18 protein-coding genes are annotated in these 15,075 nt (G+C 57.4%); 9 read left to right on the top strand and 9 right to left on the bottom strand.

Translation table 11 applies throughout. The features are described from left to right. Positions 1-123: 123 nt before the first annotated feature. The 3 genes from K5Q19_RS05505 to K5Q19_RS05495 form a co-directional block, all read right to left on the bottom strand. On the bottom strand, positions 124-885 hold the full coding sequence (locus K5Q19_RS05505) for a ZIP family zinc transporter (protein ID WP_292942024.1): 762 nt from the start codon (positions 883-885) through the stop codon (positions 124-126). Positions 886-964: 79 nt separating this feature from the next. Continuing rightward, on the bottom strand, positions 965-1,423 hold the full coding sequence (msrA, locus tag K5Q19_RS05500; RefSeq protein ID WP_292942030.1) for a peptide-methionine (S)-S-oxide reductase MsrA: 459 nt from the start codon (positions 1,421-1,423) through the stop codon (positions 965-967). Between the two features lie 107 nt (positions 1,424-1,530). Beyond that, on the bottom strand, positions 1,531-2,757 hold the full coding sequence (locus K5Q19_RS05495; RefSeq protein WP_292942022.1) for a bifunctional alpha/beta hydrolase/OsmC family protein: 1,227 nt from the start codon (positions 2,755-2,757) through the stop codon (positions 1,531-1,533). A gap of 223 nt (positions 2,758-2,980) precedes the next feature. Between K5Q19_RS05495 and K5Q19_RS05490 the strand changes: the two genes are divergently transcribed. From K5Q19_RS05490 to K5Q19_RS05460, 7 genes are all read left to right on the top strand, one after another. Then, positions 2,981-3,856, top strand: a complete 876-nt coding sequence (locus tag K5Q19_RS05490) for a LysR family transcriptional regulator (protein ID WP_292942020.1) — start codon at positions 2,981-2,983, stop codon at positions 3,854-3,856. A 146-nt stretch (positions 3,857-4,002) separates the two neighbouring features. After that, positions 4,003-4,446 carry a peptide-methionine (R)-S-oxide reductase MsrB gene (gene msrB / locus K5Q19_RS05485; protein WP_292942018.1) on the top strand — a complete coding sequence of 148 codons (444 nt, stop codon included), beginning with the start codon at positions 4,003-4,005 and terminating at the stop codon, positions 4,444-4,446. Between the two features lies 1 nt (position 4,447). After that, positions 4,448-4,987 carry a peptide-methionine (S)-S-oxide reductase MsrA gene (gene msrA, locus K5Q19_RS05480; protein ID WP_292942016.1) on the top strand — a complete coding sequence of 180 codons (540 nt, stop codon included), beginning with the start codon at positions 4,448-4,450 and terminating at the stop codon, positions 4,985-4,987. 137 nt (positions 4,988-5,124) lie between these two features. After that, on the top strand, positions 5,125-5,829 hold the full coding sequence (locus K5Q19_RS05475; protein WP_292942028.1) for a glutathione S-transferase N-terminal domain-containing protein: 705 nt from the start codon (positions 5,125-5,127) through the stop codon (positions 5,827-5,829). Beyond that, positions 5,826-6,794, top strand: a complete 969-nt coding sequence (locus tag K5Q19_RS05470; RefSeq protein WP_292942014.1) for a magnesium and cobalt transport protein CorA — start codon at positions 5,826-5,828, stop codon at positions 6,792-6,794. Before K5Q19_RS05475 ends, K5Q19_RS05470 begins: the two co-directional genes overlap by 4 nt. Positions 6,795-6,885: 91 nt before the next feature. Next, positions 6,886-7,455, top strand: a complete 570-nt coding sequence (locus K5Q19_RS05465) for a hypothetical protein (protein ID WP_292942012.1) — start codon at positions 6,886-6,888, stop codon at positions 7,453-7,455. 92 nt (positions 7,456-7,547) lie between these two features. Then, positions 7,548-7,997 (top strand): hypothetical protein, encoded by a 450-nt coding sequence (locus K5Q19_RS05460; protein ID WP_292942010.1) that lies wholly within the window; start codon positions 7,548-7,550, stop codon positions 7,995-7,997. Between the two features lie 23 nt (positions 7,998-8,020). Here the strand turns inward: K5Q19_RS05460 and K5Q19_RS05455 are convergent, their stop codons facing one another. From K5Q19_RS05455 to K5Q19_RS05430, 6 genes are all read right to left on the bottom strand, one after another. Further along, positions 8,021-9,226 carry an MFS transporter gene (locus tag K5Q19_RS05455; protein WP_292942008.1) on the bottom strand — a complete coding sequence of 402 codons (1,206 nt, stop codon included), beginning with the start codon at positions 9,224-9,226 and terminating at the stop codon, positions 8,021-8,023. 182 nt (positions 9,227-9,408) lie between these two features. Then, complete coding sequence (locus K5Q19_RS05450) at positions 9,409-9,879, bottom strand: TlpA family protein disulfide reductase (protein WP_292942006.1); 471 nt, start codon at positions 9,877-9,879, stop codon at positions 9,409-9,411. A gap of 331 nt (positions 9,880-10,210) precedes the next feature. Further along, complete coding sequence (gene kduI, locus K5Q19_RS05445) at positions 10,211-11,056, bottom strand: 5-dehydro-4-deoxy-D-glucuronate isomerase (RefSeq protein WP_292942004.1); 846 nt, start codon at positions 11,054-11,056, stop codon at positions 10,211-10,213. A 162-nt stretch (positions 11,057-11,218) separates the two neighbouring features. Beyond that, a complete protein-coding gene (locus K5Q19_RS05440; protein WP_292942026.1) occupies positions 11,219-11,509 on the bottom strand; it encodes a DUF1330 domain-containing protein in 291 nt (96 codons plus the stop codon). A 61-nt stretch (positions 11,510-11,570) separates the two neighbouring features. Next, on the bottom strand, positions 11,571-12,002 hold the full coding sequence (locus K5Q19_RS05435) for a heme-binding protein (protein ID WP_365758537.1): 432 nt from the start codon (positions 12,000-12,002) through the stop codon (positions 11,571-11,573). A 70-nt stretch (positions 12,003-12,072) separates the two neighbouring features. After that, the gene (locus tag K5Q19_RS05430; protein ID WP_292942000.1) at positions 12,073-13,086 is read right to left on the bottom strand and encodes a zinc-binding alcohol dehydrogenase family protein; all 1,014 of its coding nucleotides are present in this window, start codon (positions 13,084-13,086) and stop codon (positions 12,073-12,075) included. 550 nt (positions 13,087-13,636) lie between these two features. Between K5Q19_RS05430 and K5Q19_RS05425 the strand changes: the two genes are divergently transcribed. Continuing rightward, positions 13,637-14,242: a sulfite oxidase-like oxidoreductase gene (locus K5Q19_RS05425; protein ID WP_292941998.1), complete on the top strand. Its 606-nt coding sequence runs from the start codon at positions 13,637-13,639 to the stop codon at positions 14,240-14,242. After that, a complete protein-coding gene (locus K5Q19_RS05420) occupies positions 14,235-14,978 on the top strand; it encodes a ferredoxin reductase (protein ID WP_365758534.1) in 744 nt (247 codons plus the stop codon). The genes K5Q19_RS05425 and K5Q19_RS05420 overlap by 8 nt, the downstream gene beginning before the upstream one ends. Positions 14,979-15,075 lie beyond the last annotated feature (97 nt).

The raw sequence follows: 15,075 nt of genomic DNA, 5'->3' as shown, positions 1-15,075 counted from the left end.
CTTCTACCTCTACCATCCAAGCCGGCATCGTACCCCTCCTGGGCTGCGCGCGTTGATCTCATTCCTTCAAGCAGAGAACGAGCATGCGCGGTAGCAGGATAGAGGACGTGCGATTGCGGCTGCTCAATGCTGTGCGAGAAGATAAGCTGCCAAAAAGCCCATGACCGTTATCAGGCCGATAAAGGGCGGAGCCTTCTCAAACGCTTCTGGAATCATCGTCTCCGCCAGCATTGCGATCACGGCACCCGCCGCGAAAGAAAGAATGGCCGGCGCCAGGGTTTCCGCCGAGCCGAGAACAATGTAACCCGCGCCAGCCGACATGCAGACTAGCACCGGGATGCCGATCCACACTGCGTAGATATACCGTCGCGATCGGCCTGCGAGCTTCATTCCCGAGGCGCTCGAAAGGCCCTGTGGGACGTTGGCGAGAAAGAAGCCTGCGACGATGGCCAGGCTGATCCCGCGACCACCGGCGACCGACATCCCGATTACCAAGGCTTCCGGGATGCCGTCGAGGACGCTGCCGAGCGCGATAGCGGTTCCACTGCCCTGGTGCTGCCCCTCGCTTGGCTGCTCCGTGCATTCCCCGCACCGCTTTCGGTGCTTGGCACCACGGCGAGCGAGATACCAATTATTGCCACTGAAGATCGCGGCACCGGCAAGAAGGGCGAGTATCGCCAGCGGACCCAAGCCGGCCGGGTCTTGCCCGCCGATCAGTTCAGTCCCTACCACGGCGATCAGCACTCCGCCCCCGAAACCCATTATCGCCGCGATCATGCTGTGCGTCAGCCGTCCGAAGAATGCGTCAGCGATCGTCGCCCCAACTAGAAGTCCGCTGCCCGATACCAGACCCCAGAGGCCAGCGACGATGAATTCAGGCATCATAGCAGTAGAGCCGCACGCACCGACACGTCGCGTTTGCGGCTCTCGTCGTTAAGAACCAGGAGAAGCATCCTCGACTTGCTCATCGACTAGGTCCACCCAAGCGCCAAGTCGGCCGCGCAAAGTGGCAGCTGTAGCCGGCAGGATTGCGCACCAGGTATTTCTGGTGCTCCGACTCCGCCTCCCAGAAATGTTCCTCTGGATTGATCTCCGACACCACCGGGCCGGGCCAGCGACCGGACGCCTCGATTTCGGCAATGGTCGCCAGGACAACCTCCTTCTGACTGTCGCTGGTGTAGAAGATCGCCGATCGATAGCTGGGGCCTATATCGCTGCCTTGCTGCTCGTAAGTTGTAGGATCGTGGATCTGGAAGAAGAGTTCCAGGAGAGAGCGATAGCTGAGCAGAGACGGGTCGAAAGTCACCTCCACCGCTTCCGCATGGCCATAATGCCTCGCGTAGGTTGGATCAGGCGCTTCGCCGCCTATGTAACCGACACGTGTCGATACGACACCTTTAGCTCGGCGCAGCAAATCCTCCATACCCCAAAAGCATCCGCCTGCGAGGATTGCTCGTTCAGTTGCAGCCGCCCCATAGCCGGTAGGTGTTTGGCTCATTGCCTCGTCGCCCTCCTCCGTTTCCGCCAAGGTCAAGCTAGCCTTGTCGGATCTGCAGCCTGACTGGTGCTCGAAAGCTCGGTCTGAACATCCGAACCCCGGACAAGAGTTAAATCAACCGGACACCGATCAGCAATCTCAAGAATGCGAGCGCGCTGATCGTCACTCAGCGGTCCATCAAGGACAATACTGCGGGTGAACCGGTCTGGCGGCATCATGTCTGGCACCTTCTCGTGATGCACAGTCGTGCTCGCCCGTTCGAGCGGAAAGCCCTTGCGGTTCGCATAGAGACGCATCGTCATTACCGTGCAGGCTGCGAGGCCGGCAGATACAAGTTCATAAGGAGATAGGCCGGTTCCAAGACCACCTACCGATGCCGGCTCATCGGCGAGCAACGTGTGCTTGCCGCTGCGGACCTTGAGCTGGAACTTACCTGCGAGAGTTTCGGTGGCGGTTACGCCTTCTGCAATCTCGACCTGAGGAAGATCGTCGCTGAGCCGTGGGAGAAAGCGGCTTGCCCATACCGCGAGCATGGCTGCGGCGTAATTGGCATCCTCGACGTCGGTGAGCAGGTGATCGGCGCTGTCGAGCGAGATGAAGCTTTTCGGATGTCTGGACGCGACGAAGATGCGCGACGCGTGGTCAATCCCCACCACCTGATCCAATGGCGAATGCATGACCAGAAGCGGACGGCGCAGAGAAGCAATCGACTTCTCGACGTCAATTCTGTCCACCGCATTCAGGAAGTTGCGGCGAATGAGGAACGGCCTGCCAGCGATCTCCACCGAAGCCTCGCCATCTCTCGTGATGGTGTCCAGATCGTTTGGTCCAAAGAAACGCATGATATGCTGAAGGTCCGCCGGCGCGCCAATAGTCACCACCGCCGCAATTTCAGGCAACTCGCCGGCGGCTAAGATCGCAGCGGTGCCACCCAAGCTGTGCCCCACGAGGAGAGAGGGAGGCATACCCCCTGCCGCCATCGCTTTGGCGGCGGCTCGAAGGTCTTCGACGTCCGACGCGAAGCTCAGAGCTTCTCCCTTTTTGCCGCTGATCCCAGTTCCGGCAAAATCGAACCGCAAGACGCCGATGCCGGCACGCGAGAGCGCGCGAGACATATGAACAGCGGCAAGGCTGTCTTTTCCGCACGTGAAGCAGTGAGCGAAGATCGCCCAGCCACGCGGCGTTCCTTCTGGCGCTTCGAGGCGCCCGGAAAGCGCAGATCCATTCTCACTGAAGAACGTGAATGATTTTTCTGCCATTTCCCCTGACCTTTCAACGCTCAGTTGGACGGTCGCTCTCCCGGAACCCTTGAGGGAGTTAAACGAAGCGCGCCGCCGCCGATACTCATGCGACATACTTTATATGCATGGCGCATATAGACAACCCCTAATGTCATGATTATATGCGTCACGCATGTATTGTGGACCGCTGTGAGAGTGGGCCCGCAAAAAAGCACCAGCCAGGAAGCATGGGTCGAGGGTAATGGAACTCAATCAGATCAGCTATTTCATTAATTTGGCCGAGACACTGAACTTCACAGCCGCTGCTCGTTTGAGCGGTGTGTCACAGCCAAGTCTGACCCGCGCGATCCGCCGCTTGGAGGAGGAGCTGGGCGGCCCACTGATACATCGCGACGGGAAAAACAGCCGCCTAACCGGTCTTGGCCAGGACGTTGAGGCCGAGTTTCGGAGTATGATGGTCGCAATAAAGAGCATCCGCGATCATTCCGAGAACTGGGCGATGGGGAGGCACCGAGTGCTGAATGTCGCCGTCGCGCCATCCATCGGGCCGAATAAATTCATAACTTTCTTCGAAAGCGCATTAGCGGAGGCGCCATCAATCGAGATCAGGCTGCACTCGCTGCTGGCGAACGAGGACACGTCGCAGGTGCTTTCAGGAAAATACCACGCCTGCATCCTACCGCGTGAAACGAGGCAAGATCGCAAGTTGGATGTCCATTCTCTATTTCGTGAGCGGTTTGTGCTCGGCTGCTCCGCAGACCACCCTTTGGCAAGCAGTGAAATTGTCCGCACCGAAGATCTGCTCAAGTTTCCGTTTGTAGATCGCCTGAAATGCGAGTTTCGCGCTCAGATCTTCGATCACTTTGCGCGGCAGGGTGCACTCATGCAGCCACGGTTTCGATCGGATCGCGAGGACTGGGTGCAGCGGTTCGTCGCCGATGGCACCAGCATATGCATTCTACCGGAACGATCGGCTACGGCGCACGGCCTTATCACTCGACCGATCGATGGGTTCGTCCTCGAGCGCGAGTTAGTGATCGCGACCGTTTCCGGTTCAACCGCTCCGGTCGAGATTCGAAAGATCGCAAATCTGGGTGCCCGGTATGAGTGGAACTGAGACAAGGCGAAAAGCCCTTCGGCGCTATGGAAATTATACACTTAGCCTATTGGATAAATCCGAGAAGCACTGCGATACTGGACCTGATGCCTGCCAAGACAAATGACAGTGTGTCTAGCTCTCTAAATTATATATTGGAGGTTATCATGAAATTTGAGAAGTCACGCACAGCGATCGACCAACTGACCCCCGAGCAACGCCGGGTTACTCAAGAATCGGCGACCGAAAGGCCCTTTACGGGCGAGCACAACGACAACAAGGAACCTGGTATCTACGTCGACATAGTGTCGGGAGAGCCGCTGTTCGCTTCAACGGACAAGTTCGATTCAGGCACTGGCTGGCCCAGTTTCACCAAGCCGATCGTTCCAGCAAACGTGAATGAGGTGCGGGACAACGCACACGGCATGGTCCGGACAGAGGTCAGGTCGGTACATGCCGACAGCCACCTCGGTCATGTGTTTCCGGATGGCCCTTCCGACCGCGGCGGCCTACGTTACTGCATTAACTCAGCGTCTCTGCGTTTCATCCCGCGCGATGAAATGGAGAGCGAGGGATACGGTGAATATCTCGATCAAGTAGAGGAGGCTTAATATGCATCAGCGCGCAGTTCTCGCAGGTGGATGTTTCTGGGGCATGCAGGATCTGATCCGCAAGAGGCCCGGTATCGTCTCAACCCGTGTCGGTTACACTGGCGGCGACGTTCCAAACGCCACCTACCGTAACCACGGCACGCATGCCGAGGGGATCGAAATTATTTTCGACCCGGCGGTGACCAGCTACCGGAACATCCTGGAATATTTTTTCCAGATACACGATCCGACGACGAAGGACCGCCAGGGCGGCGATCGTGGGCTCTCCTACCGGTCGGGCATCTATTACATCGACGAGGAGCAGAAGCGCATTGCCGAAGATACGATCGCCGATGTGAATGCCTCGGGTCTTTGGGATGGCCCAGTGGTCACCGAAGTCGAGACGGTCGGCGAGTTCTGGGAAGCCGAACCGGATCACCAGGATTACCTGGAGAAGCGCCCTGGCGGCTATACCTGTCACTTCGCGCGTCCCGGCTGGGTGCTTCCGAAGCGCCAGGAGGCTGCCGATGCGCAATCCGCCGCCGGGGCTTCGGCAGAATAGGCTACACTGCCGTCCCGCACCGCTGGTCTGTCTCACGCTCTTCGATGGCCGCATCGCCCAACGATGCGGTCATTGAACCCTGCCTTGAAAAAGCGGGGCATTCCCGCCAACCGTCGCGGCACAAGGATCGCAGAAACATGCCAGACCTCTCGTCCTTTCCGATCACTCATCGCTGGCCGGCATCTCATCCTGATCGCCTGCAGCTTTACGCAGCACCCACACCAAATGGCGTCAAGGTCTCGATCATGCTGGAGGAGATAGGCCTGGCGTATGAGCCCCACTTCGTCGACATCTCGAGGAATGAGTCCAAGGACCCCTCGTTCGTAGCTTTGAATCCAAACGGCCGGATACCTGCGATCATCGATCCGGACGGACCTGACGGAGCGCCCTTCGCCTTGTGGGAATCCGGCGCCATCCTTCTCTATCTGGCCGACAAGACCGGCCAGTTCATCTCAATGGTACCCACCCAACGTTACGAGACCCTGGCATGGGTGTTCTTTCAAGTATCCGGCGTCGGACCAATCTTTGGTCAGCTTGGCTTTTTCCTAAGATTTGCTGGTAAGGACTATGAGGACAAGCGACCTCGGCAGCGTTTTGTCGATGAATCCAAGCGCCTCCTTGGGATCCTGGATGCCCAACTGGAAGGGCGCGAATGGATCGTCAACGATTATTCGATCGCAGACATCGCGACGCTCGGCTGGGTAAACGCGCTCGTTGAAACATACGAGGCCGACGACATCCTTGGCCTCAACGACTATTCAAACATCCGCGCATGGCTTAAACGTGGCTTGGCACGACCGGCAGTGCAGCGCGGTCTGCATATTCCTGCGAGACCAGCATGAGCATCATCGCGGCCTACTATTACAACGAAGGCAAGCGAGTCCGGGAAATTGGGCTCGATGAGCACGTCGAGCTGAACAAGGATCGCTCAGGTTTCTGCTGGATCGCGCTTAGTGAGCCTTCAGACGAAGAACTCAAGGCGATCCAGGCGACGTATAATCTTCATCCGCTGGCAATCGATAACGCAATGCACCCGCTGTGCCCGCCCAAGCTCGAGGTCTACAACGACGAGTTGTACGTCGTTGCGCAGACCGCAGAGTTGGTCGGCGACCGGATCAGCTATGGCAAGATGGCGATCTTTACCGGGCACAATCATCTCATCACCGTGCGGCACGGCAACGGCGGAGCGCTTGGCCAACTTCGGGAGCAACTCGAGGCATCGCCAGCTCTGTTCGGCAAGGGAGTGGACTATGTGCTGCACGCGATCCTTCATCGTGTGATCGACCAATACCTCCCCATCTTCGAAATGATCGAGGACGACGTTTTGGCAATGGAACGACGGTCGCTGGACGACTTTCTTGGACGAGAAGAGGTCGCCCGCATTTTCGAACTAAGGTCCGAACTCACGCGCTTCCAGCGCACGCTCGGGGCCATGGGCGAACTGGTGCGAAAGCTCGTTCGTGGCCATTTTCCCTGCATCAGCGCCGAAATGACACCATACTTCCACGATGTTGCGGACCATGTCCATCGCGTGCAGTCCATGGTCGACGGCCTCCTGCTGGTGCTGTCTACAGTCTTTGAAGCCAGCAGCCTTCTGGAGGCGCAAAGGACCGGTGTTATCACCCGCCAGCTTGCCGCTTGGGCGGCAATATTAGCGGTCCCAACGGCGATCGCGGGAATCTACGGAATGAACTTCGTGAACATGCCGGAACTGGAGACGACCTATGGGTATTTCGTCTTGCTCGGGCTGATCGCGGTATTCTGCCTTCTCCTCTTCGTGCGCTTCAAGAAAGCAAAATGGCTCTGACCACACTGCCTACCCTTCGCCCCCACCTGGTGGCTCATAGCGCGCCTTGCCTGCAAGCGCGTTCAATTCAACTCGATATCAAGGTACGACTATGACATCCCAAGTGGCCAACGTTTTAGAAACAGTCCAGTCCTTCATCGCCAAGGGCTATTATCGCGAATATCGCGTCAAGGGTAGCAATCTCATCGATCTTGAACTCGGAACTACTCTCGATCCCTGCGGCATTCAGGTCGATGCGGCGCTACGCTTTGAGAGCGAAGATGGCGAGGACGCTTCGAACATTTACGCGATCACTGACCCAGCGACACAGCATAAAGGTTTGTTGATCGACGCATTTGACGTGTTCCACGAAATCTGTCCCCGCGACCTGTCCGAGCGCCTTGTAGCGCATCGCGAAACGGTGCCCGGAGGTGACATGGATGTACCGAGTAAGCACGGGCTGCGGGCTGTCCACAAAAGCGAGTTCCACCGTGATCCCGAACGCTACGTTTTGCGGGAGGGTTTTCCAGATTTCCCCCCCTGCCCGTTCGGCGGTGAATTCAGCATCCTCGGTTTCGATACTGCCGAACAGTCCTATGTCTGGCTTGCCACAAGCATCATCCGAGATTCCCGGCTGATCAGAGTTCCATACCAAGGTGACGACGTCATCAGCGACGAATAGTGGATTCGCTAAGACCAGCAGATTAGCCCTTCTGCCGGTCAATCAGCATCCCGCTTAAATTAAAGAATTTACCGCAACACGACGAGGTGATCATGGACTGGAACAAGGACCACATCAGAGAGACAATGCTCGCTCTGGAGACCGCAGCGCTACACAGTGCTCGCGAAAACTACCTGGATTATGTTTCTACTGCTAAGCTTGATCGAAGCGAACCGATCGAAAACGATGAATTAGCCCAAGCCGAGGTCGCAAGCGACTTCGCTGAAGCACTTGACGACACTCTCCATGACTATGCCGATAAACTCGAAAAACTCGGGACGATCGATTTCAGCCCCAAGCTAACCGTCACCGAAGGCGCTGTAATCAAGCTATCTGGCCGCCATTTTGTGATCGCTGTGTCAACGAGTAAGTTCACCTGTCAGGGACGTGAAATCATGGGTATTTCCACGATGGCGCCGATCTATGCAGCGATCGAAGGTGCCCAGTCTGGAGAGATTGTTCAGTTCAACGGGCAGGACCTCACGATCGAACATGTGGAATAGGGCGTCCCACGGCAGCCGCAGCGCTAATGCCGAGCGCCCCGCGACCTCTCCTCCATGCATATCATTGTGTCGAGAGATCCCGTGATCATCGGCGTGCTCGGAGAACGCGCACCCTTAGCTTGAATTGAACGCTTTGGCCGCCCAAGGGCAATGGCCAGCACCGCTAGCAGTGTGAGCAATGCGGCTGCATAAAGGAATAAGCCGCCTGGGCCGAGAATATCCATTGCAGCGGCTCCAATCAGGGGACCAACGGCTGTCCCGATCCCGTTGAGTAGAAGAAGCCCGCGCGCGGTGCCGAGTAGCCGACCGGCCGGAAGATCGTCGTTTGCGACGGCGAGACACAGGGAATAGATCGGGATGCCAAAGCCACCGAATAATGCTCCCACCACAAGGAGCACAGGTAGAGGCGCCTCCGCCGACAACGCCACTCCGATGGCAGCCGCTGCGGACGCCACTGCCGCACCAGCAATGATAAGATTCCGGGATAGTCGATCTGACAGCCAGCCGAGTGGCCATTGCAACACAAGCGTTCCAGCAAGCACCGCAGCCATGAAAGCAGATATGCCGGCAACATCGAGTCCAATTCTCTGAGCGAAGTTTGCGCCCATGCCCCAGAAACCGCCAATAGCCAGCCCGGCCAGGAAAGCACCCGAGGCAGCGAGGGGTGAGACGCGGACAAGGTCCCACATTGCGACCCGTTCCTGTTCCACCTGGGTCGGCGGATGACTGGGCAGCAAGGTGATTGGAACAACCGCTGCGGATATCAACAGCGACACGATTAAGAATAATGTCACGTCGGCGGGCGGTGCGATGTTTAGTAACCCTTGTCCGACTGCCCATGAGCCCATGGAAACAACACCAAAGATCGAAAGCAGCTGCCCGCGCGTGGATTGCACTGCGTGCGCATTGAGCCAGCTCTCCGTCGCGAGCATCATGCCCGCGTAGGCGAAGCCAGTAACAAGGCGAAGCGGTATCCAAGCGATCGGCTCTACGACAGCCACATGGAGAAGAGCGGTCATCGAAGCAATAGCTGCAAAGCCAGCGAAGGTTCTGACGTGCCCTACGGAGACGATGATCCGCGGCAACACGAGCGCGCCGATCGTGAAGCCTGCGAAGTAGCAGGACATCATTGCGCTGATAGCGCCGCTCGAGAAGCCCTCCTGACCGGCTCGGACGATCAAAAGCGTGCCTAGCAAACCGTTTCCCAGCAGCAGCGCCGCGACGCTCAACAATAACGCTGCTACAGGCGCGAGAGACAGGCCGCGTATGCCCGCCGACCTTACAGTATTTATCGCCCGCCTCATTTTCTAACCTGACGTATGGGCTGACACTCTGCGGAGATGTCGCCCCCAAAGCTGCTAGCGAGCATTACGCGATGGGCCGGTATTAGGATGAGCCAGAGCTGCATCGGTTATGTTTGCTCCAGTTCCTTCACGAGCCAGTCCGCATCGAGATGGAAATCCGAGAACACGATGCGGCCGCTTGCATCGATAACCGTGAACCACGGTGTTCCACGGGTCCGGTAGTCCTTCATAAAAGTAGGAAGGGCCGTGCCGGCCGGTGGTTCATCATGGCCGAACGCGATGGGAAGTTCATACTTGAGCTGGTTCACTCGCAACTGCTCGAAGGTGTTTTCATGCGCTCCTTCAAACACAGTCTGGATGACGGCAAACCCGACTCCTTTTGGCACCAATGCGCCATGCAACCTTTGCAGTGTCGGGAAGCCGTGCACGTGGCAGCCGTGGCACCAATGCTGGAACGCGAAAAGGATCTTCGGGCCCGTGCTGACATCCGACAGCTTGAGCGGCGCGATGCTTCTCCCATCCGCGCCAATCCATTTTTGCACGCGCAGCTCAGGCGCTTGTCGTTCGTCGACGCTCATCTGATCCTCCAATTCCGATCCAGAAACCCGATAAACGGTCGCGCATCGCAACAGCAGGCGAGCGTTCTTGTTCGCGCGCTATAACTTGAAGCCTCGATCGATCAGATCGACGATCCTTCCGCACAACACGCGGGATTCAAAAACTTCGCACATCATACTATGAAGACATGCCCTTACTATTGCCAATAGCTCTGTGACATAGTTTCTATACCCTATTGCCGCTCGGTCATGCGACGTTCGTGATGGCTCGAAGCCCAAAGGCCTTGCCCCCGGCAGATGCCGGTGGTCAGGGCGCCGCCGCCATCAATGCCCAACAGATGAATATAGTGGTCTACTTCAGCTGACAAATGTCCAGCATGTTCATGTCGGTGTAGTCGAGGTTCTCGCCACCCATGCCCCAAATAAAGGTGTAGCTGCGCGTGCCCGAACCCATATGAATTGACCAAGGCGGGCTGATGACCGCCTCGCCATCTGCCATGACGATGTGACGTGCCTTATTGGGCTCACCCATGAAGTGAAAGACGCGATCGTTCTCGCCCAAGCCGAAGTAGAGGTATGCCTCAGAGCGGCGGTCGTGCAGGTGTGGCGGCATGGTGTTCCACACGTTGCCAGGTTTCAGCACAGTGACGCCAAGCAGGAGCTGACAGGACTTAACCTTGTCCGGGACGATGTACTGGTAGATCGTCCGTTCGTTGGAGGTCTCCAGCGCGCCCATCTCGATCGGCACGGCCTCGGCGATCTTAATCTTCGTCAGCTCGTGGCGAGCGTGGGCGGGGAGCGAGATCAGGTAGAATTTGGCGGGGTCGGCTGCATCACTTGAGGCGAAACTGACATCATTTGAGCCCATTGGCACATAGAGGCCATCGCGTAGGTCCAAGTCGATGATCTCGCCATCGACGGTAATCGTGCCGGTGCCGCCGATGTTGACCACTCCAAGTTCACGAGAGTGCAGGAAGGGCTTGCCTGCCATCGATGGCGGCTCGGTGTGGCTCGGCAAACTGAGTGTGCCGTTCGTCGGCATTGCGCCGCCGAGAACCATGCGCTCGTTGTGCGAATAGTTGAGACTGATCGTTCCAGCCTGAAATAGGCCTGAGACCAGATAGCGGTCGCGCAGCTGATCATTGGACGCGCCGGCCATCATGTCGGGATGGGTCGCATGATAAACCTTGTCGTACAAGCTGATACTCCTTGTCGCCGCGACTGCTCTTCAGGTCGATAGAGGCGGCCTTGCAGGTTAGTTCCGGCGGCGCGCCCAATGCAACGCTTTCGCGTAAACGGCAGGAAGCTAGTTCGCAGTTCGTTACCTGATGGTCAGCGCCAACCGTTTTCTAGCGGTGTTTTACACCCGCCCCTCAACGATAAAGGCACGGTAGCGCGAACCGGCAAAGCGGTGGGCAGCGGCAGCTTGATAGGCGGGGCTATGATACCATTCATGGGCGGCCTGCACCGTCGGGAACCGCAAGATCACGGCGCCTTCGAAGGGCAGTCCCTCCAAATGCTCCATCGCGCCATAAGCGGCGAGAAAGGTCACGTCGTGGCCATCGAAAGATGGGTCGACAACTGCAGCGTAGGTGGTGAGTTCATCCGGATCGGTGGTTTCCTCACGCGCGAATACGACGAACGCTTCCATCATAAAATCCTTCATAAGGTGGGGCCTGCCGGCCATCGACTTTGCGATGGCCTGCCACTCCTCAGGCTGGCAGTTCAAAGCCGATTTTCTGGAGTGCCTCGACGCAGGCATCCTGATCCTGCTGATAAGTGCCCCCGGAGATGCCGATCCCGCCGATCAATTTGCCGTCCTCGAGGATCGGATAGCCCCCGCCAACAGCAACCATCCGTGGGCGATAGGCCAAAGGTGCCACTTTCGGATCGTTTGTTACATAGTCGTTCCAGACATGGGTCGGGTATCCAAACGAGGCGGAACTCCAAGCCTTGTCGATGGCAACATCAACGGTGAGGAACGGAGCGTCGTCAGTGCGCTCGAACGCGCGCAGGTTACCGGTGGCATCGACGATGGCGACCGCAGCCGGAATGCCGATTGCACGTGCCGCAGCGATAGCCGCGTCAATGAGGGCAACTGCAGTTTCTAGGTTGATCGAGGCTGTAGCTATGGATTTGGTCATGGGGTGTCCTTCGCCAGGGTTGATGCGTCCGGCATTCTTGGGGTTGGAAAAGATGCGGCGGCAGCGGTCATCAGAAGCCTTCAAGGACGATCTTGCCTCTTGCCGTGCCACTCTCGATCAACGCGTGCACCGTCTTCAGATTGGCGGCATTAATCGGCGAAAGTGTTTCGGTCAGCGTCGTGCGAATTTTGCCGTCGTCCACCAAAGTCGCCAGCGTATTGAGGATCTCGCCCTGCTCATCCATGTCGGGTGTTTGGTATAGCGACCGTGTGAACATAAGCTCGTGGTGGATCGACACTGCTTTGCGCTTGAACAGCATGACATCGAGTGCCTTGGGATCATCGATGAACCCAAACCGCCCTTGCGGTGCGATCAGTTCAGCAATGTCGGCGGCATGCTGCTCGGTATGTGTGGTCGAGAACACGAAAGCGGGAGCTCCGATGCCGAACTCGGCAATCTGCGCCGCGAGCGACCGGGAGTGGTCGATGACGTGATGCGCGCCGAGCCCTTTCACCCATTCTTGGGTCTCCGGCCGAGAGGCAGTAGAGATGACGATGAGATCCGTGCACTGTCGCGCTATCTGGATCGCGATCGACCCGACCCCTCCCGCACCACCGATAATAAGGATCGCCGTCGCCGCTCCGGGGACGGGTCTCGTAACGTTCAGGCGGTCAAACATCGCTTCCCAAGCCGTCAACGTTGTCAATGGCAACGCCGCCGCTTCCGCCCAGTCGAGCGACGCGGGTTTGCGACCGGCGATCCGAGCGTCAACGAGATGGAACTGCGCATTGGTGCCGGATCTTATGAGCGATCCGGCATAATATACCTCGTCGCCTGCGACGAACTGGGTCACGTCGGAGCCAACCTCGCGCACGATGCCGGCCGCATCCCATCCCAGCACCTTCCAGTCGCCATCGGCAGGCGGCGTGCTGCTGCGGATCTTGTAGTCGACCGGATTGACCGAGACAGCTTTTACCTCAACCAAAATATCATACCCTACGGCGACGGGCCTAGGCAGATCGATGTCGACCAGAGAGGCGGCCTCAGCGATGGGTCCTGGAACCTTGTATCCAACGGCTTTCATCAGTGCCTCCAACTTGTTGTGTCCTGAAGTCTTATTCGATCGGCTCGAATTTGCTTAGGCACCAGGCTCAGGATTTAAAGATCTCACGCACCATGTTATGAAGCTATGCGTGCAGCATTTCCAATAGAGGGACGACATAGTTTCCATACCTCCGAGCCGGATTCGGCAGTATATTTATACCAGCGGTTTATTGCGGCTGTGCGGTTGACACCCGGATAGAGGCGATAAGCGCCAAGCGATTAAGGGCTCGACCTTACGGCAGTTGCGTTTGACAGGCGGCTGTGTCTACCCGAAAACCGCTGAAGGATGCGCTTGAAATGCCGATCCAAAGGTATCGAAACTATAGCTGCATGGTATTGGGAAATCACACTGACCTGAGGTTATGATCTACGCGCAAAAAACACGACTCAAGATAGCCCGACACCCCTCAATACTGATGAAACATCAGTATTTTGATCTTCAGTGTATTGGCTCGATCGGCTGTTGTGCGTGCAAAGGTTTTTGCTGAGAATTCGGTTCCGGTCTGTCGTAACAAACAAAGGGGTTCGCTATGGTCACCAGAGGTTTCACAGGCCGCGGTTCAGGCGGCGATCAGTCCGAACGGATTCCGCCAGGTCAGCATCTCGTGGAGAATTTCCCGGTTCTGACGGCCGGGCCGACACCGAGCGTAGAGCCCTCCGATTGGAAATTTACCGTCAAAATCGGTCCGAAGCCCGCCAAAGTGTGGACCTGGAGTGAGTTCAATGCCCTACCAAAAACCAAGATGACCAAAGACATTCATTGCGTCACCTCATGGTCCAAGCTGGATACCACGTGGGAGGGCGTGCTCATCGAGGATATCCTTGCAGATGCAGGGCTCGATCGGCCCACTGATTTCGTTTTGGCGCACTGCTACGATGGATATTCGACTAACGTCCCGCTGGCGGATTTGCTCTCTGGGAAAGCGATGGTCGCCCTCAACTACGCGGGCAAGCCGCTTCCCCGGGATCATGGCGGGCCGGCGCGCCTTCTGGTTCCACACCTTTACTTCTGGAAGTCAGCCAAATGGGTGAACGCGCTGCAATTCACAACGCGCGACGAGGCGGGCTTCTGGGAGCTGCGCGGATACCATATTTATGGCGATCCGTGGCGCGAGCAACGATACACCAATGACTGAGAACGGCCCGCAAATCGCATGGCAGACATGCGTGATTGACGAAATCGTCCAGCAAACCCCCAGCATCAAAAGCTTTTTTCTTCGGTTGAGCAAACCGTTCGTGCACATTGCAGGACAGCACGTCGATGTGCGGCTGACTGCGCCCGATGGCTACAGTGCAATGCGTAGCTACTCGATCGCATCTTCGGCGATCTCGTCTCCGACCATCGAACTCGCTATCGAGCGCCTGCCGGATGGCGAGGTTTCAGCATTCTTTCACGATATCGCGGCAGTCGGCGATGAAATCGAACTTCGTGGTCCGCTTGGCGGCCACTTCCTATGGCCGGAACCTGCCATCGACGCGGTATTGCTTATCGGAGCGGGCTCTGGCCTCGCGCCGTTGATGGCGATGATCCGGCAGCGCCGCACACTGAAACCGGCCGTGCCGACAGCCCTGCTCCTTTCCGCACGAACCGCCCAAGACGTTCTCTTTTCGGAAGAACTTCATTCCGTCGAAATCAGTGATGCGGCATTCGTCTTGGCGCTTGCAATCACCCGCGAAAAGCCGGTCCGCGCGTCCGACTTTTCCCGACGGATCGACAGCATGATGGTCCAAGAAATTGTGGCCCGGCTTCATCGAAAGCCCACACAGGTATTCGTTTGTGGGTCCAACGGTTTCGTCAACATCGCAACCGAGGGCGCGCTGCTTGCCGGATTGGACCCCTCCTCTATCAAAACCGAGCGATACGGTGGCTAGCGGTCCGAGCAACCTCGCATACCTCTGATCCTAGACATGCAGTCCTCGGATCAATTTTGGAGATCATCATGAGCCGCTTTGCCCAACCCGTCTATGT

This window comes from Novosphingobium sp. (genome assembly GCF_019748365.1).
GTDB lineage: Bacteria > Pseudomonadota > Alphaproteobacteria > Sphingomonadales > Sphingomonadaceae > Novosphingobium.
The sequence above is the reverse complement of the archived record's forward strand: the minus strand, read 5'-3'. Positions and strand labels throughout refer to the sequence as shown.

Bases quoted from the DNA above. Each gene is read 5' to 3' on its own strand.
- K5Q19_RS05430 (WP_292942000.1), bottom strand. From the start codon at position 13,086: ATGAAAGCCGTTGGATACAAGGTTCCAGGACCCATCGCTGAGGCCGCC.
- K5Q19_RS05490 (WP_292942020.1), top strand. From the start codon at position 2,981: ATGGAACTCAATCAGATCAGCTATTTCATTAATTTGGCCGAGACACTG.
- K5Q19_RS05420 (WP_365758534.1), top strand. From the start codon at position 14,235: ATGACTGAGAACGGCCCGCAAATCGCATGGCAGACATGCGTGATTGAC.
- K5Q19_RS05440 (WP_292942026.1), bottom strand. From the start codon at position 11,509: ATGGAAGCGTTCGTCGTATTCGCGCGTGAGGAAACCACCGATCCGGAT.
- K5Q19_RS05425 (WP_292941998.1), top strand. From the start codon at position 13,637: ATGGTCACCAGAGGTTTCACAGGCCGCGGTTCAGGCGGCGATCAGTCC.
- K5Q19_RS05495 (WP_292942022.1), bottom strand. From the start codon at position 2,757: ATGGCAGAAAAATCATTCACGTTCTTCAGTGAGAATGGATCTGCGCTT.
- K5Q19_RS05450 (WP_292942006.1), bottom strand. From the start codon at position 9,879: ATGAGCGTCGACGAACGACAAGCGCCTGAGCTGCGCGTGCAAAAATGG.
- K5Q19_RS05465 (WP_292942012.1), top strand. From the start codon at position 6,886: ATGACATCCCAAGTGGCCAACGTTTTAGAAACAGTCCAGTCCTTCATC.
- K5Q19_RS05460 (WP_292942010.1), top strand. From the start codon at position 7,548: ATGGACTGGAACAAGGACCACATCAGAGAGACAATGCTCGCTCTGGAG.
- msrB (WP_292942018.1), top strand. From the start codon at position 4,003: ATGAAATTTGAGAAGTCACGCACAGCGATCGACCAACTGACCCCCGAG.
- msrA (WP_292942030.1), bottom strand. From the start codon at position 1,423: ATGGAGGATTTGCTGCGCCGAGCTAAAGGTGTCGTATCGACACGTGTC.
- K5Q19_RS05435 (WP_365758537.1), bottom strand. From the start codon at position 12,002: ATGACCAAATCCATAGCTACAGCCTCGATCAACCTAGAAACTGCAGTT.
- msrA (WP_292942016.1), top strand. From the start codon at position 4,448: ATGCATCAGCGCGCAGTTCTCGCAGGTGGATGTTTCTGGGGCATGCAG.
- K5Q19_RS05475 (WP_292942028.1), top strand. From the start codon at position 5,125: ATGCCAGACCTCTCGTCCTTTCCGATCACTCATCGCTGGCCGGCATCT.
- K5Q19_RS05505 (WP_292942024.1), bottom strand. From the start codon at position 885: ATGATGCCTGAATTCATCGTCGCTGGCCTCTGGGGTCTGGTATCGGGC.
- K5Q19_RS05470 (WP_292942014.1), top strand. From the start codon at position 5,826: ATGAGCATCATCGCGGCCTACTATTACAACGAAGGCAAGCGAGTCCGG.